This window comes from Dongia sp. (assembly GCF_041910485.1).
Classification (GTDB): Bacteria; Pseudomonadota; Alphaproteobacteria; order Dongiales; family Dongiaceae; genus Dongia.
Window position 1 is genome coordinate 24,583 of record NZ_JAYRQR010000003.1, and the last position, 22,154, is coordinate 46,736.

Genomic DNA, 22,154 nt, shown 5'->3' on the forward strand with positions numbered 1-22,154 from the left:
TTTGGCAAGCGGCCACGGCAACGCTATACTGCAGCCGCCCGCCAATCGGAGCCCGAGCAACTTGAACAATCCCGCCCACGCCCCCAACGTCGCCTTTTTCGCTGCCGAATCGCCAGACGCCAGAGCCGCCTTTACGGAACTCTCCGCGCGATACGGCAACGGCAATCTTGCTGGTGCGGATGTTGTCGTCGTCCTCGGGGGCGACGGAACGATGCTGCGCGCCTTGCACCAGACCATGAACCGCAAAGCCCGCATCTTCGGTATGAATTGCGGCACGGTCGGCTTCCTCATGAATCGCTATGATCCGGCCGGCCTCCTTGAGCGGATCCGGCGTGCCGAGCAGGTGATCCTGCATCCACTGCAACTGACGGCCCTTACCGGCGACGGCCAGGAGCACCGCCTGGTTGCCATCAACGAGATCTCGCTGCTGCGCGAAACGGCCCAGGCGGCAAAGATCAGCATCGAGATCGATGGTCGCGAACGGATGAACGAACTGGTCTGCGATGGGGTGTTGGTGGCAACACCTGCCGGCAGTACCGCCTATAACCTTTCAGCGCATGGACCGATTTTGCCGCTGGCGTCGGGTGTACTTGCCCTGACACCGATCAGTGCCTTTCGTCCCCGTCGCTGGCGTGGCGCCATTCTGCCCCAGCGCGCCAAGCTGCGCTTCATCATCCGCGAGCCGGAGAGGCGACCGGTCAGCGCCACGGCAGATTTCAATGAAATCCGGGAAGTCACCGAGGTCACCGTCTGCCAGGACCAAAGCACCGCCCTGACGCTCCTCTTCGATCCGGAACATCATCTGGAAGAGCGCATCCTGCAGGAACAGTTCCAGGCCTAGTGGCTGTTGAGCTGCTGCTGCGCGAATAGGCAGATGTCGGCGATCAGCCTATCGACATTGCCTTTCAGCGCGCCGAAGCCAGCGTGCTTTTCGATACGGTCTTCGTCCATGTAGAGGCCGCGATTGACCTCGATCTGGAGCGAATGGCAACCGGCCAAGGGGCGACCGAAGCGCGCCACCAGTTCCGCTCCCTTGAAGGGGTGGTTGATCTGCACGGAATAGCCCATGGCGCGCAGGCGTTCCGCGACGAACTCCGTAAAGGCCGGATCGCAACTTTCGCCCTCGCGATCACCCAGCACGAAATCCTCGCGTGGGATCGCCTTGCCCTGGTGACGGCCGGTCGTGCGCATGGAATGGCAGTTGACGTGCCAGACCGCACCGAACGATGCCAGACGCTCTTCGATCATTGCCGCAAGCGCGTCATGGTACGGACGATGATAGCTTTCGATCCGGGCCATGATCTCGCTTACCGTCAGCGGTCGATCATAGATCTGCACCCGCCCCTTGATGAGCCGGCGGATGAGTCCCAGCCCCATTTCCGCCTTTTCGCTGGCGCGGACAGGACGCGGCCAAGGCTCGGAAAGCATCTCCAGATCGACCTCATCCTCATGCCGGTTGGGGTCGATATAGGCGCGCGGGAACAGAGCTTTCAGGAAGGCCGCACCGGCGGCGGGCGCATCGGCATAGAGGTCGTCGACGAAGGCGTCCTCGGCGCGCCGCAACATATCCCGCGGAACGACATGGTCGAAATCCCCCGGATACTCATAGCCACTGTGGGGTGAATCGAAGACCACTGGCACCAGGCCAACATCCGGCGCCGGCTCGTAATGGACCAAAACGCCCGGTAGATAGGTCTTGCGCTGCATGCGGGCCGCTTCAGCCATTCCTCTACCCTGCCATTCGTCAACCTTGCCATTCCTCCGCACCCCGGTATGCTTTCCCGAATAGCCCGTCAATAGTATGCGTTTGCTAACGGAGTTTCATCTTGGCGCCACGCCCGCAAAGCCTCGATCTCATTCGACGTCTGATCAGCTTCGACACCACCAGCCGCAATTCCAACCTGGAATTGATCGACTTCCTACGCAACTATTTGGACGGCTTCGGTATCAAGAGCGAGCTTATCCACGATGTGACCGGCAAGAAGGCCAATCTTTACGCCACGATCGGGCCCGACGACCGGGCCGGTTATGCGCTGTCGGGCCACACCGACGTGGTGCCGGTCGACGGCCAGGATTGGTCGAGCGATCCGTGGACGGTCAAGGAAGCCGACGACAAGCTTTTCGGCCGTGGGACCAGCGACATGAAGGGCTTCCTGGGTGTCGTCCTCAACGCAGTACCTGAATTGACCAAGCGCAAGCTGACCACGCCGGTTCACCTCCTCTTCTCCTATGATGAGGAAGTCGGCTGCCTTGGGGTGCGCCGCGCCCTCGAAGTCATCAAGGACCTGCCCGTGAAACCGAAGGGGTGCGTCATCGGCGAACCGACTTCGATGAAAGTCGCCATCGCGCACAAAGGCAAAAAGAGCCTTCGTTGCCATGTGCACGGCCTCGAATGCCATTCTTCGCTGGCACCCAAAGGTGTCAACGCGGTGGAGTATGCCGCCGAAGTCATCGGTTACTTGAAGCGCATGGGCCGCCGCTTTGCCGCCCAGGGTCCTTACGATCACGATTACGACGTGCCGCACACCACCGTCCATACAGGTGTCGTCCGTGGCGGCACCGCCCTCAACATCGTGCCGAAGGATTGCAGCTTCGATTTCGAGTTTCGCTATCTGCCGGTGCAAAATCCGGACGAGCTCGTCGCCGAAGTGAAACGCTTCGCCGAGGGAGAACTGGCGGCGGAAATGCGCGCCATCAATGGCGAAACCGGCTTCTCATGGGAGCCGATCTCAGCCTTCCCCGGCCTCGATACGGCCGAGGACGCCGAGATTACCGTCATCGCCAAGGCCCTTACCAAGGCTAACGATACGATCAAGATCGCCTTCGGCACTGAGGGCGGCCTTATTCAGCAGATCGATATTCCGACCGTGATCTGCGGGCCGGGCTCGATCGAGCAGGCGCATAAGCCGAATGAATGGGTGATGATCGAGCAAATCGCGCAATGTGAGGCGTTCCTCGAACGCCTCACTGCCCGGGTATCTTCCTAGGGATCTCGATTAGAGATTGTGCTTCTTGCGCCAGTCGACCGGATAGAGCGCATAGCAGACAATCGCCTTTTCACCTTCATAGGTGATCGGAGTTTTGTCGGGCAGCCAAATAACGTCGCCCGGGCCGGCCTCAATGACGCCACCCGGGTGCTTCAGGCGGAACCAACCTTCAATGACGATGATCATCTCGTCATAGAGCACAGTCCAATCGATCGAGCAGCCGTCGAATTTCGCGATCCCCACGCCCATCGTGCTGGACATGTCCGGGCCGACAAGACGGCTGATCTCCGCCGTACCCGGCGGCCCCCCGTACGTCTCAAACTTCATATCCGAGCGCTTGTAGTGTTTTACGTCAGCCATCTATGCCTCCATTCAACTGAGATGCGCGGATTCTAGCGCGGGATCGGCCTTCTTTGCCTTCAGCATCTGCAACTCCGACATCAGAATGCCGGCAATCACCAGGACGCCGCCGATAATCTGCATGACCGTCGGCTTCGTTCCCGAAAGGGCAAATATGCTGATGGATACGACCGGAACAAGATTGAGATAGAGACTGGCCACCACGACGCCAGTGCGTTTGACGCCGAAATTCCAAAGATAGACGCCAATAGCAACCAGCACGATCGTCATCCACCCGAAGACCAGCCAGTCGACGCCATTGTCTGGCATGGCGGGTGGAAATTGTGCAGCCCCCAACAGGACCGCGGCGGCGAAGATCACGGCAAGCCCCACGCCCCCAGTCGTCATCGTAACAGTCGTGATGCGCAGCTGAGACCAGCCACGGCACCATTTCTGCGCCGCGGTCGAGTACCAAGACCAGCAGGCAAAAGCGATCACCATCAGAATCTCGCCGCCCCGGAAATCGAACATGTCGCCGCCATCAAAATGCACCGTTGCGAATGCGCTGCCGACAATGGCCAGGGCGATGGCCGGCAGCATGCGACGATCCACCGGCACCTTGAAGACGATGCGATCAACGATGGCCGCGATGGCCGGCGACGTGGCACTGAGAATGGCAGCCGTAATGGGATTGCAATGATAGACGCCGGTCGTATAGAGGGCGGCGTAGCAGCCAATACCGATGATGCCGAGAGGCCAAATTCGCCAATCTCCGCCCGGACCGCTCGGTGGTGCGGCCTGGCGCTGACTCTCCAACAACGCAAGTGCTGCCCACATGACCGGCAAAGCGCCGATGTACCGAAACGCCGCCAGGAAATAAGGATCCCAGCGCTGCAGGAGATGGGCGACGGTGGGCACCATCGTGCCCCAGAGAAGAGCCAGCAGCAGGAGGCCGAAATAGCCGATCCATTTGGCCATGATTTGGTACTAACCCGAGTCGTTGGCGGAAAGCGCTATCAAAATGATGCCTCGACACTCTGTCAAAGCTTGCTTAAGGTCGTCACGCTTGTGACCCGGAACGACGGCAGCGCAAGTGGCGCGACCACTGGGGGAGACCCCCAGAAAATCGAAATTGAGGCAATCTGAAATCGAGCCTGCAATCGATCCCAGGTGACCATTAGGGGAGACCCCTAAGTGAAGAAACCCAGGAAGAGTCATTTCCATGCATGAAGACGATGCTGATCACGACGCCAACATCAAGATCGATGGCGCTATTTCCCGCAAGAGCCCCTATGGCCTTGCCCTCGAACCCACTTTTGCCGGCGTGCTTTCTTTCATGCGCCGCAACTACAGCAAGAACCTGAAAGGCGCCGATCTCGTCATCAGCGGTGTGCCGCTGGATCTCGCCGTCACCCATCGCCCCGGCGCTCGCCTGGGGCCGCAAGCGATCCGGCTCGCATCTGCGGAAGTCGCCAGCCTGAAGCCCTATCCCTGGGGCTTCGATCCCTTCGAAAAGCTGGCGGTGATCGACTACGGCGACTGTTATCTGGACGTGCACAACCCGATGACAATCCACGATGCGATCGTCGATCACGCCCGCCACATCTTGAAATCCGGCGCGCGCATGCTGACCTTCGGCGGCGATCACTATGTCACCTACCCGCTGCTGCAGGCGCATGTCGAGAAATTCGGCAAGCCGCTTTCGCTCATCCATTTCGATGCCCATTGCGATACCTGGGCAGATGACGAACCGAAATCGCTAAATCATGGATCGATGTTCTACAAGGCGGTCAAGGACGGGCTGATCGACCCCGCCCATTCGGTCCAGATCGGCATTCGAACCTGGAATGACGATTTCATGGGAATCAATATTCTGGATGCACCTTGGGTCCATCGGCATGGCACCGACGCCGTTGTCGCTGAAGTGAACCGCATCGTCGGCGACCGCCCGGCCTACTTCACCTTCGACATCGACTGCCTTGACCCGGCTTTCGCGCCCGGCACGGGAACGCCCGTTTCAGGCGGGTTGTCGGCCGCGCAAGGCTTGGCGATCGTGCGCGGCTTTACCGAGCTCAACCTGGTTGGGATGGATGTTGTCGAAGTAGCGCCAGCCTACGATCAAAGCCAGATCACGGCGTTGGCAGCGGCGCATATCGCCTGCGACCTGATCTGCCTCTTTGCGCAGCGCAAGGCCAACGGAAAAGCTTAACTTAGGATACCGGCGCATCCTGCGGGCTGTCCCGCCCGCAGGATGCGCCATTCCGAATAGACAATGCCAAGCAGCACGAGTGCACCACCCGCAAGCTGCATCGGCGTCGGGACGATCCCCTGCAGAATGACCAGGATGACGATTGTCACCAGCGGCGTGAGGTTATTGTAGAGCGAAGCCGTTACCAACCCGACGGCACGCACGCCGGCATTCCATAGGACCACGCCCAGCACCATCACGGTCACGATGTACCAGATTAGGCTGAATGCCTCGATCGGCGCTTGTGGCAATGCCGGAGGGAAAACGGCGACGCCAAGAGCGGAAAGGATGAAGTAAAGCATCGTCGCGGCGAGGCCGGATGTCGCCATCGTCACAAAGGTTATCCGCGCCTGGGACCAATCGGAGCACCACCGCTGCACGACGGTCGAATACCAAGCCCAGCAAATAACCGACAGCAGAATGAGCGCCTCGCCACCACCGAAAGATATGCCCCCGCTGCCGGAGTCCGGATCAATCGAGGCCAAGGCGCAGCCGACCGCACTGGCGATCAAACCCGGCACCATCAACCGGTTGAACGGCAGACCGAAAAAGAAGCGGTCCGTCAGGGCGGCGACAGCCGGCCCGGTCGCGACGACGATTGCCGCCAGAACCGGGTCGCTGAACTGCACGCCGACCGTGTAGAAGACGGCAAATCCGCCGTTCCCCAATACACCGAAGGTCCATTGTTTCCAGGCGGGTACGGCTTTTCCCTTCGGCCTACCACGTTCGACAATCACCATCAGGAGCCACAGCAGTGGCACGGCCCCAAATGATCGGGCGGCTACGAGAAAATAGGGATCCCACCGGATCAGCTGATATTTGGTGAGCGGGATCATACCGCCCCAAAAAAGAGCCGCGAGAAGCAATCCTCCAACGCCAGCCCAACGCCCCACCATGCCCCGAATCCCCTTTTGCGGCCCAATCAGGGCGGCGGCACTCTCCCAGATTGGAGAACGGGCCGTCAATCATCCCCGCCTGCATGACGACGATGCTTCACCATCATACCCGCCAGCGTCATCCCGCCAGATTGACAGGGCGCCGCTGAGGCAGGACAGTCGCGCTCAAATGCTGCAATGAGGATACCAATCTTGACTTTGCCCAACGCCCTACCCGCACAAGCGGATATCGTCATTATCGGTGCCGGTATCCAAGGCTGCGCCAGCGCCTACTACATGGCCAAGGCAGGCATGAAGGTCGTGCTGCTGGACAAGTCGCGGGTCGCGGGCCAGCAGAGTTCCAGGGCCTGGGGCTTCGTCCGTGTGCAGATGCGCGATCCCGATGAAATTCCGCTGATGGAAGAAGGCAAGAGGATTTGGCGTGGGCTTGAGGCAGAACTCAATGCCGACCTCGAATGGAACGAAGGTGGGGCGCTCTATGCCAGTGGCTCCCAGAGTATCGCGGCATACCGGGAGAAATGGTTCGAGAGCGCAAAGAGCTTTGATCTCGATACGCGCCTCCTCAGCGTTGCCGAGGTGAAATCGCTGCTTCCAAATCTCGCCAGCCCGATAGTCGGCGGGCTCTATACCAAGAGTGACGGACATGCCGAGCCGCGCAAGGCAGCACCAGCATTCGCTGCCCGGGCCCGCGATCTCGGTGCGACGATCCTGGAAGGCTGTGGTGCCTTATCGATTGAACGAACTGCGGGCCGGATCAGCCATGTCGTGACCGAATGGGGCGATGTCAAAACGGGCTTGGTCCTGCTGTGTGCCGGCGCCACCTCCTGGCGCCTGCTTCAGCCTCTTGGCATCCTGTTGCCGCAATCGTTCGTCAGGGCCTCCGTCGCCCGCACGAACATTCTGCCGCCCATCACCGATGCTGCCTTCGTCGGCGATGGCATTGCCTTCCGCCGGCGGAGCGACGGGTCGCTCAACATCGCCTCCAGCATGCATGGCGATGTCGATGTGACGTTGGACCATATCCGCCTCACGCGTTGGTATTGGAGCGCCTATCGCGACAGCGCGAAGGGTCTCACACTTCATGTCGGCGGTCCTCTGCTGCGCGATTTTGCCAAGCGCCTTCCCTGGCAGGATGGGGCGCAGTTTCCCGCCATCGGCGATCGCGAACCGGACATCCTGCCGGCGCAGCAGCGCCTGCGTGACGCAGTCAAGTTGTTGGAGCGCGCCTTTCCGACCGCAGGGCGCATCGGCCTTGCCGAACAATGGGCCGGCAACATCGACACGCTGCCCGACGGCATCCCCGTCATCGATGCGCCAAGCAACCTTCCCGGATTGCTGGTCGCCACAGGATTTTGCGGTCACGGCTTCGCCTTGGGCCCGGTCATCGGCAAGACCATGCACGCTCTTGCGCAAGGCAAGGAGACCGGCTTCAACCTTCGCGCCTTCCGCTTGAGCCGGTTTGCCGAAGGCGACGTCAAACAGCCCCTTTCCATCTGGTGAGGAACCGCCCCATGTCAGCAACAGCCACCTTCATCGACGGTCTTCGCTATGACGAAAATGGACTGATACCGGCCATCGCGCAGCAACATGACACTGGCGAAGTCTTGATGATGGCGTGGATGAATCGCGCCAGTATCCAAGCGACACTGGAAGGTGGCCGGGTCGTCTATTGGTCCCGCTCCCGCCAATCGCTCTGGCGCAAGGGCGACAGTTCCGGCCAGATCCAGAGGCTTGTCGAACTCCGCGCCGATTGCGATCAGGACTGCCTCTTGCTTTTGGTCGACCAGATCGGACCGGCTTGCCACACTGGTCGGCGCTCATGCTTTTATACCGCGCTGCGGGACGATAGTCCCAAGATCATCGCCGACGTGCTGATTTCGCCAGAAAAACTCTATCAAAAATGACTTTGACGATCCGTTGTGAACACCTTGTTAACCCTTCTGGCCGTAGACGAAACGGGGGTTTGAATCTGCGCACGAGGACTTGATGAGCAGTCGGGAGAAAGACGAGCAACGTGCCCTCGATATCGTTGCCGGTCGTGGAGATGCTGCTCCCGAAGCCAAGCCTGCCAAAGGCGGCCTCGGCGGCCTAGAACTCGTTGGCATCCTCCTTTGGGTTTTGGTGCTGGTTGGCGGTGGGCTGGCGGCGGCCTATTTCTTCCTCCTTGCACCCAAATAGCGACTCTTGCTGCTAGCGCAGCTCTCCCCTAGGCTCCGGCGGACTTTTCCATGCCGGGCCAATCATGATCTACGACATCTCCCAAACATTGCGAAACGGTCTGCCGGTTTGGCCCGGGGACACCGCCTTCCGCGTCGACCGGACTTGGTCCATGGATGCAGGCGTTCCAGTCAACGTCTCGGCCCTCACCTTATCCACGCACAGCGGCGCCCACGCCGATGCGCCCTTCCATTACGATGCGGAAGGCAAGACCATCGATCTTGTCGACCTCAGCACTTATTTGGGGCCGGCACAGGTCGTGGACGCCCGGGGCTTCGAGGGACCCGTTGGTTCCGATATCATCCTGCCGCAGCTTGCTGCCGGAACGACCAGGGTCCTCATTCGCACCTATGACAGGCACCCCAGTGCGGTATGGGACTCCGACTTCAGGGCGGTTGATCCGGCGCTGATCGACGCGCTGGCGGCGCGCGGTGTGCGCCTCATCGGCATCGACACGCCATCCCTCGACCCCGAGAATTCGAAATCGATGGATGCCCATCGCGCCGTCGCAAAACACGACCTTGCCATTCTGGAGGGGCTCGTTCTCGACACGGTACCATTCGGTATCTATGAACTGATAGCCCTGCCGCTTAGGATAGAAGGGGCGGATTCGAGCCCTGTTCGCGCAATCTTGCGGAGCCTTTAGGAATGACCGAACTGACTCGCGCCGATTGCGTGGCCTTTGATCAGGACGATCAGTTGGCGTCACTTCGCGAACGCTTCGCCTTGCCAGACGGCATCATCTATCTTGATGGCAATTCGCTGGGCGTCCTGCCGCGCGCGACCGGAGCGCGCCTGGAAAATCTGATCCGAGAGGAATGGGGACAATCGCTCATCACGGGCTGGAACAAGCATGGCTGGGTCAACCTCCCCCTTCACCTCGGCGCAAGGATCGCGCGCCTCATCGGTGCCGATACTGATGAAGTTGTCGTCTGCGATTCCACATCGCTTAATGTCTTCAAGGTGCTGAGTGCCGCCATCGCCCTGCGACCGGAACGTCGCATCATTCTTTCGGACAGCGGCAATTTTCCGACCGATCTCTACATGGCGCAGGGCCTTGCCCAATTGCTGGGGCGCGATCATCGATTGGAAATCGTGGCCCCGGAGGAAGTCTCCAACCGCATCCGCGACGATATCGCCGCAGTCATGCTGACCGAGGTCGACTATCGCTCGGGCCGCCGCCACGACATGGCCGCGATCTCGGCCAAGGCAAAGGCAGCGGGTGCCCTCACCATCTGGGACCTGGCCCATTCGGCTGGTGCAATGCCGGTCGACCTCAATGGATGCGGCGTCGATTTCGCTGTCGGCTGCGGCTACAAATACCTCAACGGTGGCCCCGGAGCGCCGGCTTTTCTGTTCGTCGCCAAGCGTTGGCTGGACGCCACCCAGCAGCCGCTTTACGGCTGGTTCGGCCACATGACGCCCTTCGCCTTTGAGACCGGGTACCGACCCAAGACGGGGATCGAGCGGTTCCTGGTCGGCACGCCACCGGTCCTCAGCTTGGCCGCCCTTGGCTGTGGCCTGGATACGTTCGACGGCGTCGACATGCGGCAGGTGCGGGAAAAGTCCCTGGCCCTCGGCGACCTGATGATCCGGCTGGTCGAACAGGAATGCCCCGACTTCGGCTTGGCCCTTGCCAGCCCGAGCAACGGCGCGGGTCGCGGCAGCCAAGTCAGTTACGCCCACCCCTCCGGCTATGCCGTGATGCAGGCCCTTATTGCGCATGGGGTCATTGGCGATTTTCGGGCCCCGGATCTGATGCGCTTCGGCTTCACCCCCCTTTACGTCCGTTACCAAGACATATGGGACGCCGTCGCCATCTTGCGGCAGGTACTTACAAACGAAGAATGGCGGAACCCGGCCTATAGCCGACGGGCGGCGGTCACCTGAATTCGGCGGTGCGGGGCTGGATTTTGCCCACGCGACGAGGCAACATGCCAACCGATTTATTCAATCCGAGGGAGTGTAAACCTCATGCGGCCCATTTTCGTCATGGTCAAATGTGAGCCGGGCAAATCCTATGAAGTTGCGGAAAAGGCGCTCGATTCGGTGGAGCAGATCGCCGAACTCTATTCGATCTCGGGGCAGTACGACTTGCTCGTCAAATGCTATCTGCCGACCGACGTGGATGTCGGTCGTTTTGTGACGTCGGAACTGCAGACTTTGCCGCATGTGAAAGACACACTCACCATCATCACGTTCAACGCATTCACCTAGATCCAAGAAAGTCAGGGAAGATAGATGTCCATCAAGATCTCACTCATGAGGCGGACAAGTATTGCCGCCATTCTGGCGTCGGGCCTCATCCTGACCGCTTGCGGCGAAGAGAAGAAGGAAGATCAAGCCGCAGCCGGTAACCAGGCGACGACGGAACAGGCCGCCGCGACCCCGGCGCCCGCGCCTGCCGGTGACACCAAGGTCGGCATCCTCTTCGACGTGACCGGCCCCATCGCCAACTTCATTCCGCCCATGATGGATTCGGTGAAGTTGGCCGAGAAGGAGATCAACGATGGCGGTGGATTGCTGAACGGCAAAATGGTCACAGTCATTGGCGACACGACCGGCTCCACGCAGGGCGCCGTCGACGCAGCCACCAAGCTCGTCAACGTTGAGAACGTCCCGGTGGTTGTCGGCGCCTTGATGTCAGGCACGACGTTGGCCGCGGCCAATGCCGTGACGATCCCCACCGGCGTCCTCCAAATTTCACCGACCGCGACGTCGCCGGACTTCACATCGCTGAAAGACAATGATTACGTCTTCCGCATCGTCCCGTCCGACGCCTATCAAGGCGTTGTCCTGGCGAGGCTGGTGCTCGATCAGGGTATCAAGACCGTGGCCCTTACCTATGCAAACAATGACTATGCGACCCCCTTGGCGACCGGCTTTGCCGACGCCTACAAGAAGGGCGGTGGAACGATCGCTGCAGAGGTGAAGCATGAAGAAAAGCAGCAAAGCTATGCAGCCGAGCTCGGCACCCTCGCCAAGGACAAGCCGGAAGCGTTGGTCGTGATCGCCTATGCTGGCGATTCCGGCACCACGATCGTCAAGGAAGCATTGGAGAACGGGCTCTTCAACCGCTTCATCGGCACCGACGGTCTGCGTGACAACAAGTTGATCGAAACGATTGGCGCGGACAATCTGAAGACCTCGTTCTTCACCTCGCCGTCAGCGCCTGACAGCGATGCGGCGAAGAAATTCGACGAGCTCTATACCGCCGCCTATCAGAGCACGAAGGATAAGATCTTCATCGGCCAAACCTATGACTCCGTCATGCTGGCGGCGATGGCGGTCGAAAAGGCCGGCTCGACCGACCGCGCCAAGGTGCGCGATGCACTGCGCGAAGTTGCCAACGCGCCGGGCGAAAAGATCCTCCCCGGTGAGTGGAAGAAGGCCAAGGAACTGATCGATGCCGGCAAGGACGTCGACTATTCCGGTGCCACGGGTGAAATGGAGTTCGATGCCAACGGTGACATTCCCGGTGTGATCGGTCACTTTGTTGTCGATGGCAACGGCTACAAGCAGGTCGGCCTCGTCAATCCCTGACGCTTGTCGCCTATCGTGAATGGAGCCTGTCGATTGTCGTCAATCGGCGGGCTCTTTCGTTTTGAGGACGCATCATGAGCATCAAAGCCATTCTCTTTGACGCCTATGGAACTTTGCTTGATATCCACTCCGCGATTGCCCGCCATGAATCTCGCCTGGGTGGCCATGTGGCCGCAATCTCGGCACTCTGGCGCCAGAAGCAGCTCGAATATACCTGGACCGGGACGCTGGCGCGGCGCTACCGCCCTTTCGACCAGTTGACGGCGGCGGCCCTCGACTATGCCTTGGGGCAATTCCGCATCGAGGATAAGGATCTGCGTCGCGACCTCCTCGGGGCGTACAGGCACCTGTCGCCTTTTGCCGACGTCGGAGCAGCGCTCGATCAACTCAGCCGGCGCGGTCTACGGCTCGGCGTGCTTTCCAACGGTACCAGCGATATGCTGAATGCCGCCTTTGCCAAGCATGAACTCGACGATTTGCTGAACCCGCTGCTTTCGGTCGACTCATTGCGCATCTACAAGCCCGATCCGCAAGTCTATGCGATGGCCGCCAAGCATCTTGACCTGCCGCCAGCCCAGATCGGATTCGTCTCATCAAATGCCTGGGACGCAATGGGCGCCGCCAGCTTCGGCTTTCGCGTCTTCTGGCTGCGCCGTCAAAATGGTCCGATCGAGTACGATCTGGCGACCCAGGCCACGATCATCTCGTCGCTCGGAGAACTATCGGGCCAGCTTTGATCAAGCACGATCTCGTGGCGGCCTTTCCGGCAGAATACCTCGGGCAAAACGCTGCAGGACGATAATAAGCAAGACCCCGATCAGCAACGCCCGAAGATAGGATGAACGGGTGATCCACTCTGCAGGCAGCCGATTGGTCAGGAGCTCCGTCGCCGACCAGATGAACCACACAATCGCGGCACCAAGGAGTGCACCGCGATTGTTGCCGCTCCCCCCGATGATGAGCATCACCCAGACGAGGAATGTCGTCAGCAATGGCTCCGTGGCGCTCGAACCGATAAACTTGAAGTACATGCCGGACAGGGCGCCGCCGAGCCCCATCACCATCGCACCGAGCACAAAGGCCTGCAGGCGAAAGGAAACGACATCTTTACCGATCGCCGCCGCCGCCATTTCATTGTCGCGGATCGCGCGCAGCACGCGGCCCCACGGCGACAACCAGGCCCGCTCGGCCGCAACATAAAGAAGCACAAGCACACCAAGAACAAAGGCCAGGAAAAGGAGATTACCATAGGGCTGGCCTAGGCTTTCGAAGGGCCGCGGTACTGTTGAAATTCCCATCGTGCCGTTGGCGAGCCAATCCTCGTTCTTCAGCACCAGGCGGATGATCTCTGAAATGCCGATCGTGGCCATGGCGAGGTAATCACCTTGCAACCGCAGACAGATGCGCCCGACGGGCCAGGCAATGAGCCCGGAAAACAGCATTGCGACAGGTAGCGCCAGGACCGGCGGCCACCCGAAGCCGCCCAGATAGTCGGCGCTCTCCGGTGACGTAAGAATGGCCGTGGCATATGCCCCGACAGCAAAGAAGCCGGCGATACCTGCGTTGAAGAGACCGGCGAACCCCCATTGGACGTTAAGCCCGATGCACAGGACGCCATATATTCCGAACATCGTTGCCAGCGACACGGCATACATCAGCAGGCCGAAGAGCGACGCATTCATTACAGCACCCGCCCCTTGAACAAGCCGGTCGGGCGCCAGATCAGCATGCAGACCATGACGAAAAAGGCGACCGCATTCTTATATGCGGGGGGTACCAACGGCAGATCAGAAAGCCAGGGGTAGGTTGCCACTTCTTGGGCCACACCTATGGCCAACCCACCCAAGATGGCACCGTAGGGCTTTCCGATGCCACCAAGGATCGCAGCCGCGAACAAAGGCAGCAACAAGTCCCAGCCCACACTTGGATGAAGCTTGGAATTGATCCCTGCAAAGACACCGGCAGCAGCCGCCAATCCACCACCGATGAGCCAAGTCCAGCGCACGACGCGTTCGGTATCGATGCCAGAAACACGGGCAAGCGCCGCATCATCGCTCATCGCGCGCATCGCCTTACCCATCCGGCTGCGGCTCAGGAACCAATGCAATGCCGCCGCGATGCCGATCGAGACGACAATGATGATGATATGTTTCTGCGCCATACGGACGCCCGCGAAGAGTTCAATCGGCTTGCGGATGCCGGTCTCATAGTTAAGGACGTCGACACCCCAGAACAGCTGGATGAGCGAGCGGACCACCAGCATCACCCCGAACGACGCGATGACGACGATGATCCCCGGCGATTGGCGGAAGGGACGATAGGCCAAACGATCGATGGCGACGCTGGCCAAGGCTGCACCCAGGATGGCGATTGGCAGGGCCAGATAAACGGACCAGCCAAGGCCCGCCACCAGGCTGTAGGCGATATAGGCACCAAGCGTCATGACATCGCCGTGGGCGAAATGAGCAAAACGCAGGATGGCGAAGATCAACGATATCCCGACCGCCCCCAGCGCATAGATGCACCCCACAGCAACGCCGGGCAGAAAATAGAGATTCATGAAATCGGCGAAAGCACCCATCTCAACCACCCAAAAAGGTCTGGCCGATTTCGGGATTGTCGAGCAACGACTTTGCGGTCCCCGTAAATCTGTTGCGCCCGGTCGCCAAAACATAGCCACGATGCGCGATCGCCAGGGCCTGCCGCGCATTCTGCTCGACCAGCAGTACACCGATCCCTGCCTGATTGACGGCGACAATACGCTCAAAGATCTGTTCCATGACCAGCGGTGACAACCCAGCAGTGGGTTCATCCAGAAGCAGCAACTTTGGTTCCGTCATCAGGGCGCGCCCTACCGCCACCATCTGTCGCTGGCCGCCCGACAGTTCGCCGGCCGGCTGATTAGCCTTCTCCTTCAGAACCGGAAACAAATCGAACACCATCTCCATGACACGCGTCTGGGAACCCGGCTTCAGGAAAGCCCCCATTTCCAGATTCTCGCGCACCGTCATGGTGCGAAAAACGTTCCGTTCCTGCGGCACAAACCCCATACCGGCTTCGACCAAGTGGTTGGGGGCGGCATTGATGATATCCACACCTTCAAGCTGGACTGAACCTGACCGAAGATGAACCAGTCCGAACAAGGCCTTCATCGCCGTCGATTTACCAGCACCATTGGCACCGATCATGACGACGATCTCGTGCGTTTCCACGGCAATGTCGACGCCATTCAGGATATCCATCCCGCCATAGCCGCCAACCATGCCGCGTGCTTCAAGAAGGGGCATGCGCGCGCGCTCCCCGGCCGCCGAGATAGGCGTCGATGACGTCGGTATTGTTCCGGATTTCTTCCATAGACCCCTGCGTCAGCACCCTGCCCTCGGCCATGACGATGACGGGCGAACAAAGCCGCGCTATCAGGTCCATATCGTGCTCGATCACAAAAAACGTATACCCGTGATCCCGGTTCAGCCGTTCGATTTCACCCGCGATCTCGCCCAAAAGAGTGCGATTGACGCCCGCCCCAATCTCGTCGAGCAGGACGATCTTGGGCTGCCACATCATCGTCCGCGCCAGTTCGACCAGCTTCTTCTGCCCACCGGACAGGTTGCCAGCAAGCTCGTGCTTCACATGATCAAGATGCAGTTGATTGAGTACTTCCTCAGCCCGGGTTCTTATCCGGGCTTCGTCTTGGCGCACATTCGCGCCACGCAGCCAAGATTGCAGTAGCCGCTCGCCGCTCTGCCCGGCCGGCACGACCATCAGATTTTCCAGAACGGTCATGCGCGCGAACTCATGCGCAATTTGGAAGGTTCGTGCCAGCCCTTCGGCAAAGAGCTTGTGCGCGGGCCAGCCGGTCACATCAACGTTGCCGAGCGTTATCGTTCCCGCATCCGGTGCTAATGCACCGGCGATGATATTGAACAAGGTGGATTTTCCAGCGCCGTTGGGACCGATCAGGCCTGTAATCGAACCTTTGGCAACTCTCAGCGAGCAGCCGTCAACAGCGCGAACGCCACCAAACCGCTTCACAAGATTGTCGACGACGATCATAGACGTGGCTGGCTGGCCTCACCCATTGCGACGAACTGCGGAATCGGAAGGCAGATAGTTGGCAAAATCGTGCTCGATCGCCTTTGCATCAAGCGCAATGCCGCTGAATACGCCAGAAGCCATCCCACCGGGATAGATGTCTTCCATCCGCATATGGAGTCCCTGGATGAGCGCTTCTGCCACTTGCTGCGGCCGCATCTTCATTCCTTCGAAACCTGGAGTCATTGGCGTATCCACGGCGCCAGGCAGGACGCCCATGACATGGGTTCCCTGCTGGCGCAATTCAGCGCGCAAGGCTTGCGTCAACGAAAGAAGCGCCGCCTTCGAAGCAGCATAGGTCGCCATCAATGGCACGTTGCTGTGTGCGACAACCGAGATCAGATTGACCAGCGCTCCGCCGCCATTCTTGGCAAGGATCGGCTGGAATGCACGCGAAACCGCCAGCGTCCCGAGATAGTTTGTCTCCATCTCACGCCGCGCATTATCGAGCGCGCCGGCCGCGAACAGCCCTTCGTTGGAATTCCAACCGGCATTGTTGATCAGAAGGGTGACATCCGGACACGCCTTCGCCGCCTTGGCGATACTGTCGGGATCGGTAACGTCAATCTGCACGGGTAGCAGACGGTCAGGTGCTACAGATGTGAGAGTACGCAGGCTGTCGATTTGGCGGGCACCGCAATAAATCTTGGTAGCACCGGAGCGCAGCAAGGCGCGGGTAATTTCGCCGCCGATGCCGCCGCTGGCCCCCGTCACCAGGGCAACGCTGTTCTTGACGAGATCGGGGCCGGTGCCGGTCCGAGCATGCCGGACAGCGCCCTTGGCCGGCTCCTGGATCAATGCTTGGTCATAGGCCAGAACCACCCATTGGAAACCCTGCGCGCGGCGATCTGCGGCAAAGCTCGCATATGGCGTGAAGATGCCGCAGCTCTTGCCAGCGGCCTTGGCCGCCGCCAGCACGGACTGTACCGCGGCTTCATGCTTGGGTCCGAAATCCGGGAAGGTGCCAATCGACATCGCCAGATCGAACGGGCCGATGAAGAGCATATCGATCCCGGGCACGGCGGCGATCTCCGCCGCATTGGCGACGGCTGTCGCCGTCTCGATCATGACGGCAACGACCAAGTCCTCATTGGCGCTCGCCATATAGGATTTGTAATCCAGCATCGGGCGCGTCCCACCGCCTGACCGGCCACCCAGCGGCGGATATTTCGCGGCCCTCACGACGGCGCGGGCTTGATCGGCCGTGTCCACCATCGGAACGATCAGCGCACGAGCACCGGCATCAAGGACCATGCCGATGGCATGGTCGCTGGCGTCGACGCTTCGTACCGTTGGGATTGTCTTGTGACGCACCAGGCCGATCGCATATTCGAGGCTCAATCGGTCCCACAGACCGTGCTGCATGTCGAAGACAATGCAATCCGGTCCGGATTCGGCCATCAGTTCGGCAGCCGACGGCGAGCCGAGCGTAGCCCAGTGGCAGGTGATGCAGCCGCCTGCCGCGAGCTTGTCTTTGAGAGGATTCGTCATTTACTTGCCAGCGCTTTCCGACCAGCGCTTCATCAGCGTGTTCGAGGGAAGTTTTTCATCGAGCAGCTTCTTTGCCGTTTCGACACCCGCCGTCGGCAGATCCTTCGGGTTCAGCAGGCCGATCTGCACCAGCACAGATGCCTGATCCCAATAGATATGCTCGTTGTAGAGCTTGTCGCCGCGGAAGCACACGATCGCCACCAGCGGGATCTCGACATATTTGCCGGTCGGCTTGATGCCGGGCAGCATCCAATCGATCTCCCGATCATGCGTGAAGCAAAACAGCATCTCGTCAACGACTCGGTCAGCGCCGATGGTGCGCGAGATCGGGATAAGCTTAGTATCGGCCGGGTTGTTGTTGACGAAATGGTGTTGATAGAAACGCGCCAGTTCCTTCTGTCCCACGCCGCCAGTCATTGTCGGGATGTGGTTGACGTAAGGCTGGTCCACCATCGTCTTCATTGTCGCGGCAACGTCGCGCGTCGCAAACTCATGATAGCAATGCGCATCCCACAGGGATGACAGGTCGTAGCGCGGCCCCATCGCCTTGCGGAAGACGGCGATCGAGCGCGAATGCGCCATGATGCTCGATGGCTTGTCATAATGGTCGCCCATCGTGCGCGCAAATGCATGATCGACACCAGGATAGACATAGGTCTCGACGTCCGGCCGGTCCTTGAAGGTGTCGATGATCTGATCGCGCGCTTCCTTGCCGCAATATTGATCGAGTTCGGCAAAATGCAGAACCGTCGGGCATTTGATCTTGCCCCCCTCATTGAGGTGCGCCTCAATGCCGACGCCGTAATAGCCGACCGCCGCATCGACATCGACGCGGCAGGCGGTGAGATAAGCGAGCTTGCCGCCCAGACAATGGCCAAGGACGCCGACCTTTCCCGTGCATTCGGCACGCCCGCGCAGGGCGCTGACGGTGGCGGCAATGTCGTCGATGCCCTTGTCCACATTGAAATTCTGGAAATAGCCGAAGGCGCGCTGCCATTCTTCTGGCGAATAGCCCATGTCGACATTGGGCTCGAGGCGCCAGAAAAGGTCGGGCGCAAGGACGACGTAACCTTCCTCAGCATAATAATCGGCGGTTTCGCGCACATAGGCGTTTACCCCGAAGATCTCTTGGCAGAGGACAATACCCGGCCCTTTTCCCGACTTCGGGACCGCCATATAGGCGCGGAACTGGCCACCATCTTTTGCGTTAATTGTGACGAAGGAGCCGGCCATCGCAATCATCCCCCTGGCTGCATGTTCTGTGTTGCACGAAAACTGCCCGAACGGCCCCTGAATGGCAACTAAATGCGCCGCCTGGCGTAATACGAGTCTGATCAGCCAAACTACAACCGCTGATGTACGACCGAATGTCGCCTTCAATTTAGCCGATCGAACATAGATATAGTGAATCATCAATCTCATTGGACGGAATGAGAGACTTGAAAACGGATTACTTACCCAAGGACGCGGCCAGCGAAGGCTTGTTGCGGCCGGAGCCAAAGCTAGAGGAAGAAGAAAGCCGCGGCGGCCTGGGGCTGCTGGGGGTGGTGCTCGCTGCCTGCGCGCTTTTCATCATCTATCTCAGTACGCCGGTCGATTCGCCGGAATGGCCGGATTGCCCGATCCAAGCGCTGGGCAGCTGCGGCGAGCGATAGGTCTAGCCGCCAGCCAAGAGCGCGCGCTTGCGTCGTAAGGCGGCAGCCATGAAATCGATGAAAGCCTTGATACGCGCCGCCCGCTTCAGATCGGGATGCGTCAATATCCACAGATGCGTGGCATAGGCAGGATCCGGCGCCTCCAGGCGCCGCAACTGGCGGCTCGTATCGCCCGTGAAGCAAGGCAGCAAGGCGATACCGAAGCCGGCCTCCGCGGCAGCAACCTGCGCCAGCAGCGAGTTCGAGCGATAGGCAAAGCGCGGGTTTAGCTTCCGATTGCGATAGAAGCCGCCAAATCTCAGCGTTTCCGCCCCCTCCTCCCACCCCACCCAAGGCAATCCATCCAAGGCCTCGCCGGCCTCGACACGGTCGGCCAGGGCAGGTGCCGCATAAAGTGTCGTGGCAAGATCGCCGATGTTGATGCCGGTCATCGCCTCGGGCGCCGCGACCGTCGGACGCAAAGCGACATCCGCCTCACGCCGTGACAGGTTCAGAAAGCGGTTCTCGACGATGACCTCCAGCTCGATCTTCTGATAACGCTCGCGGAAATCCGCGAAGATCGGCAGCAGCAGTCTTTGCACCATGTCATCCGGAGCCGTTACGCGGATGGTGCCGGTCAGATTGAGATCGCCGCCGGCCATGCGTCGCTCGGCCGCCAGCACCTGTGTCTCCATCGCCTCGGCCGCCGTGAGCGCCACTTCGCCGATCGCCGTCAGGCCATAGCCACTGCGATGGCGGTCGAACAATCTGGCGCCTAGCCGGGCCTCCATCGCATTCACCTGTCGGAAGACGGTCGCGTGATTGACACCGAGCGAGCGCGCCGCCGGTGCCAATCCACCGGTCCGATGGATCGCCAACAGAACTCTATAATCGTTCCATTCCAGTGTGTTAGTTTGCATGTATGTGCGAATTTGCAATCAAGGATAACGAATTATTCGCAATTTATATCCATAATTCAACATCCGATATTGGTTTCACACCGCCCCCTCCAGCTAAAGGAAGCCAAATCATGATCGACCAGAAGAATGCCCAGATTGCGGCCTTCGCCCTGCGCGTGTCGCTGGGCGTTATGTACCTCGCTCATTCCATTATCCTGAAGTACCTGACCTTCACCCTCGCCGGCACCGCCCAGTTCTTCGAATCGCTGGGTCTTCCGGCGGCCCTCGCCTACCTGACTTTTGCCGCCGAAGCGCTGGGCGGCCTCGCCCTCGTCCTCGGTTTCAAGTCGCGCATTGTCTCGATCGCTCTCCTCCCGGTTCTCCTGGGCGCCTTCTGGGTGCACAGCGGCAATGGCTGGGTCTTCAGCGCTGCCAATGGCGGCTGGGAATACCCGCTGTTCCTGATCGCCATCTCCGGCGTCGTCGCACTGCTCGGCAACGGTGCCTTCGCGCTGGAAAGCGTCTTCGGCAAGGCGCCGCAGGCAGCTCGCGCCTAAGATCACGCGTTCGCAAACAAAGGGCGGCTGTGCATAGCGCACAGCCGCCCTTTTTCATTCAATCTGGCGACCCCAGCAAGATTCGAACTTGCGACCTGCTGCTTAGAAGGCAGCTGCTCTATCCAACTGAGCTATGGGGTCCGATCCTTTGTCAGTGCGTCCAACGGCCGACGCGATCGAAGCGGAAATTGTCGGCATAGGCTTTGGCGGCGACGCTGCGCTGCTTCGGCTGCTCGATCTCGAAAGCAATTCCTTCGCGCGTGGCATAGGCGACAGCCTCTTCCTGCGTGGCGAAGGTAAGGCGTACCTGACGGCGCGTATCGTTGGTTGACGTCCAGCCCATCAGCGGATCGGCCTGACGCTGAGTCTGCTGGGGAAACTCGAGGATCCAGACACTGGACCGGCCGGACCGGCCCGACTGCATCGCGGATTTGGCGGGCTGATAAATGCGCGCGGACATATGGTGCCTCTTCTTTTCCTTCCTATGCGCCGAGACCGATTCGGCGGCCATTTCTTGCAATCCGGAACGAAACCCGATTGTCGCCAGCTTGCCGGCCCGCCGGCAAAAATCTCGTTAACAGGATCTTGCGAGATGGTCGGGGTGAGAGGATTCGAACCTCCGACACCCTGCTCCCAAAGCAGGTACTCTACCAGGCTGAGCTACACCCCGATCCCGCAAAATCAAGCATTTCCAGCCCTTTTATCAAAGCCCACGGAAACTGCAACGGGCGATTTGATGACCGATTGAGTCCCGGCGAATCGCCAGGATTCACCGTTTCGCGTCCTTTTCGGGCGGCTCGCACATGGGCTTTGCGCTGCAGAAAGCCCCGCGTCAAGCGTATTTCTCTCACCTTCTGGCCGCTTTCTTTGTTTGCGACTCATTCGGGCCGTCGTTATTCTCCGCCCTTGGGAATCATCCGCGACAGAGGGGCTTACCATGGCAACCGCACCACAGAAGACCATCACCTTGAAGCAGCTTGGCACCGATCTGGCCGAGAAGCATGAATTGTCGAAGAAGCAGACCAACGAAGTTCTCACTGACCTCGTGGCGCTGATCGGCAAGCACCTGAAGAAGGGCGACAAGATCCGTATTCCGGCTCTCGGCATCCTGCAGGTTCGCAAGCGCCCGGCGCGCATGGGCCGCAATCCGGCGACCGGCGAAGCCATCAAGATCAAGGCGAGCAAGAAGGTCGCTTTCCGCGCCGCCAAGGAATTGAAGGACTCGATCTAATCGTTTCCTGACAAGTTTCT

At 59.9% G+C, this 22,154-nt stretch carries 26 protein-coding genes and 2 tRNA genes; 14 read left to right on the forward strand and 14 right to left on the reverse strand.

All coding sequences use genetic code 11. The features are described 5' to 3' along the window. Positions 1-61 precede the first annotated feature (61 nt). Positions 62-841, forward strand: a complete 780-nt coding sequence (locus ACE3PP_RS00205; RefSeq protein ID WP_374377154.1) for an NAD kinase — start codon at positions 62-64, stop codon at positions 839-841. Here the strand turns inward: ACE3PP_RS00205 and ACE3PP_RS00210 are convergent. Further along, complete coding sequence (locus ACE3PP_RS00210; protein ID WP_374377155.1) at positions 838-1,725, reverse strand: N-formylglutamate amidohydrolase; 888 nt, start codon at positions 1,723-1,725, stop codon at positions 838-840. The genes ACE3PP_RS00205 and ACE3PP_RS00210 overlap by 4 nt on opposite strands. Positions 1,726-1,826: 101 nt before the next feature. Between ACE3PP_RS00210 and argE the strand changes: the two genes are divergently transcribed. Continuing rightward, the gene (gene argE / locus ACE3PP_RS00215; RefSeq protein WP_374377156.1) at positions 1,827-2,987 is read left to right on the forward strand and encodes an acetylornithine deacetylase; all 1,161 of its coding nucleotides are present in this window, start codon (positions 1,827-1,829) and stop codon (positions 2,985-2,987) included. Between the two features lie 9 nt (positions 2,988-2,996). Here the strand turns inward: argE and ACE3PP_RS00220 are convergent, their stop codons facing one another. Then, the gene (locus tag ACE3PP_RS00220; protein WP_374377157.1) at positions 2,997-3,347 is read right to left on the reverse strand and encodes a hypothetical protein; all 351 of its coding nucleotides are present in this window, start codon (positions 3,345-3,347) and stop codon (positions 2,997-2,999) included. 12 nt (positions 3,348-3,359) lie between these two features. Further along, positions 3,360-4,304: a DMT family transporter gene (locus tag ACE3PP_RS00225; RefSeq protein WP_374377158.1), complete on the reverse strand. Its 945-nt coding sequence runs from the start codon at positions 4,302-4,304 to the stop codon at positions 3,360-3,362. 244 nt (positions 4,305-4,548) lie between these two features. Between ACE3PP_RS00225 and speB the strand changes: the two genes are divergently transcribed. Beyond that, positions 4,549-5,535 carry an agmatinase gene (gene speB / locus ACE3PP_RS00230; protein WP_374377159.1) on the forward strand — a complete coding sequence of 329 codons (987 nt, stop codon included), beginning with the start codon at positions 4,549-4,551 and terminating at the stop codon, positions 5,533-5,535. On the opposite strand, the gene ACE3PP_RS00235 is transcribed toward speB, so the two are convergent. Then, entirely contained in the window at positions 5,532-6,470 is a 939-nt protein-coding gene (locus tag ACE3PP_RS00235) for a DMT family transporter (protein WP_374377160.1), read from the reverse strand. The two genes, speB and ACE3PP_RS00235, sit on opposite strands and share 4 nt — an antisense overlap. Positions 6,471-6,662: 192 nt before the next feature. On the opposite strand from ACE3PP_RS00235, the gene ACE3PP_RS00240 reads away from it, so the two are divergent. From ACE3PP_RS00240 to ACE3PP_RS00275, 8 genes are all read left to right on the forward strand, one after another. Continuing rightward, complete coding sequence (locus ACE3PP_RS00240) at positions 6,663-7,970, forward strand: NAD(P)/FAD-dependent oxidoreductase (RefSeq protein ID WP_374377161.1); 1,308 nt, start codon at positions 6,663-6,665, stop codon at positions 7,968-7,970. A gap of 11 nt (positions 7,971-7,981) precedes the next feature. Then, complete coding sequence (gene hisI / locus ACE3PP_RS00245; RefSeq protein WP_374377162.1) at positions 7,982-8,374, forward strand: phosphoribosyl-AMP cyclohydrolase; 393 nt, start codon at positions 7,982-7,984, stop codon at positions 8,372-8,374. A gap of 82 nt (positions 8,375-8,456) precedes the next feature. Beyond that, positions 8,457-8,648 (forward strand): hypothetical protein, encoded by a 192-nt coding sequence (locus ACE3PP_RS00250; RefSeq protein WP_374377163.1) that lies wholly within the window; start codon positions 8,457-8,459, stop codon positions 8,646-8,648. Positions 8,649-8,712: 64 nt separating this feature from the next. Continuing rightward, complete coding sequence (gene kynB, locus ACE3PP_RS00255; protein ID WP_374377164.1) at positions 8,713-9,333, forward strand: arylformamidase; 621 nt, start codon at positions 8,713-8,715, stop codon at positions 9,331-9,333. A 2-nt stretch (positions 9,334-9,335) separates the two neighbouring features. Then, positions 9,336-10,577 (forward strand): kynureninase, encoded by a 1,242-nt coding sequence (kynU, locus tag ACE3PP_RS00260; protein ID WP_374377165.1) that lies wholly within the window; start codon positions 9,336-9,338, stop codon positions 10,575-10,577. Positions 10,578-10,661: 84 nt separating this feature from the next. After that, complete coding sequence (locus ACE3PP_RS00265; RefSeq protein ID WP_374377166.1) at positions 10,662-10,904, forward strand: Lrp/AsnC ligand binding domain-containing protein; 243 nt, start codon at positions 10,662-10,664, stop codon at positions 10,902-10,904. A 45-nt stretch (positions 10,905-10,949) separates the two neighbouring features. Further along, complete coding sequence (locus ACE3PP_RS00270) at positions 10,950-12,230, forward strand: ABC transporter substrate-binding protein (RefSeq protein WP_374377167.1); 1,281 nt, start codon at positions 10,950-10,952, stop codon at positions 12,228-12,230. A gap of 74 nt (positions 12,231-12,304) precedes the next feature. Then, the gene (locus ACE3PP_RS00275) at positions 12,305-12,967 is read left to right on the forward strand and encodes a haloacid dehalogenase type II (RefSeq protein ID WP_374377168.1); all 663 of its coding nucleotides are present in this window, start codon (positions 12,305-12,307) and stop codon (positions 12,965-12,967) included. On the opposite strand, the gene ACE3PP_RS00280 is transcribed toward ACE3PP_RS00275, so the two are convergent. The 6 genes from ACE3PP_RS00280 to ACE3PP_RS00305 are packed head-to-tail and all read right to left on the reverse strand — an operon-like array spanning position 12,968 to position 19,046. Then, positions 12,968-13,912: a branched-chain amino acid ABC transporter permease gene (locus ACE3PP_RS00280; RefSeq protein WP_374377169.1), complete on the reverse strand. Its 945-nt coding sequence runs from the start codon at positions 13,910-13,912 to the stop codon at positions 12,968-12,970. Then, complete coding sequence (locus ACE3PP_RS00285; protein ID WP_374377170.1) at positions 13,912-14,811, reverse strand: branched-chain amino acid ABC transporter permease; 900 nt, start codon at positions 14,809-14,811, stop codon at positions 13,912-13,914. Before ACE3PP_RS00285 ends, ACE3PP_RS00280 begins: the two co-directional genes overlap by 1 nt. Before the next feature lies 1 nt (position 14,812). Continuing rightward, entirely contained in the window at positions 14,813-15,493 is a 681-nt protein-coding gene (locus ACE3PP_RS00290) for an ABC transporter ATP-binding protein (protein ID WP_374377171.1), read from the reverse strand. A gap of 10 nt (positions 15,494-15,503) precedes the next feature. After that, positions 15,504-16,283, reverse strand: a complete 780-nt coding sequence (locus ACE3PP_RS00295; protein WP_374377172.1) for an ABC transporter ATP-binding protein — start codon at positions 16,281-16,283, stop codon at positions 15,504-15,506. Between the two features lie 18 nt (positions 16,284-16,301). After that, positions 16,302-17,813, reverse strand: coding sequence for an SDR family oxidoreductase (locus ACE3PP_RS00300; RefSeq protein WP_374377173.1), 1,512 nt, complete (start codon positions 17,811-17,813; stop codon positions 16,302-16,304). Beyond that, positions 17,814-19,046 carry a dienelactone hydrolase family protein gene (locus ACE3PP_RS00305; protein WP_374377174.1) on the reverse strand — a complete coding sequence of 411 codons (1,233 nt, stop codon included), beginning with the start codon at positions 19,044-19,046 and terminating at the stop codon, positions 17,814-17,816. Positions 19,047-19,252: 206 nt separating this feature from the next. On the opposite strand from ACE3PP_RS00305, the gene ACE3PP_RS00310 reads away from it, so the two are divergent. Further along, positions 19,253-19,468 (forward strand): hypothetical protein, encoded by a 216-nt coding sequence (locus ACE3PP_RS00310; protein ID WP_374377175.1) that lies wholly within the window; start codon positions 19,253-19,255, stop codon positions 19,466-19,468. 2 nt (positions 19,469-19,470) lie between these two features. Here ACE3PP_RS00310 and ACE3PP_RS00315 read toward each other — a convergent pair whose 3' ends face one another. After that, positions 19,471-20,367 carry a LysR family transcriptional regulator gene (locus ACE3PP_RS00315; protein ID WP_374377176.1) on the reverse strand — a complete coding sequence of 299 codons (897 nt, stop codon included), beginning with the start codon at positions 20,365-20,367 and terminating at the stop codon, positions 19,471-19,473. Between the two features lie 110 nt (positions 20,368-20,477). On the opposite strand from ACE3PP_RS00315, the gene ACE3PP_RS00320 reads away from it, so the two are divergent. Next, a complete protein-coding gene (locus tag ACE3PP_RS00320; protein ID WP_374377177.1) occupies positions 20,478-20,903 on the forward strand; it encodes a DoxX family protein in 426 nt (141 codons plus the stop codon). 64 nt (positions 20,904-20,967) lie between these two features. Here the strand turns inward: ACE3PP_RS00320 and ACE3PP_RS00325 are convergent. From ACE3PP_RS00325 to ACE3PP_RS00335, 3 genes are all read right to left on the reverse strand, one after another. Beyond that, a tRNA-Arg gene (locus tag ACE3PP_RS00325) sits at positions 20,968-21,044 on the reverse strand. Positions 21,045-21,054: 10 nt separating this feature from the next. Next, positions 21,055-21,363, reverse strand: a complete 309-nt coding sequence (locus ACE3PP_RS00330) for an ETC complex I subunit (protein ID WP_374377178.1) — start codon at positions 21,361-21,363, stop codon at positions 21,055-21,057. A 133-nt stretch (positions 21,364-21,496) separates the two neighbouring features. Next, positions 21,497-21,573 (reverse strand) — tRNA-Pro (locus tag ACE3PP_RS00335). A 201-nt stretch (positions 21,574-21,774) separates the two neighbouring features. Here ACE3PP_RS00335 and ACE3PP_RS00340 point away from each other — a divergent pair. Further along, a complete protein-coding gene (locus tag ACE3PP_RS00340; RefSeq protein WP_374377179.1) occupies positions 21,775-22,134 on the forward strand; it encodes an HU family DNA-binding protein in 360 nt (119 codons plus the stop codon). Positions 22,135-22,154: the final 20 nt, after the last annotated feature.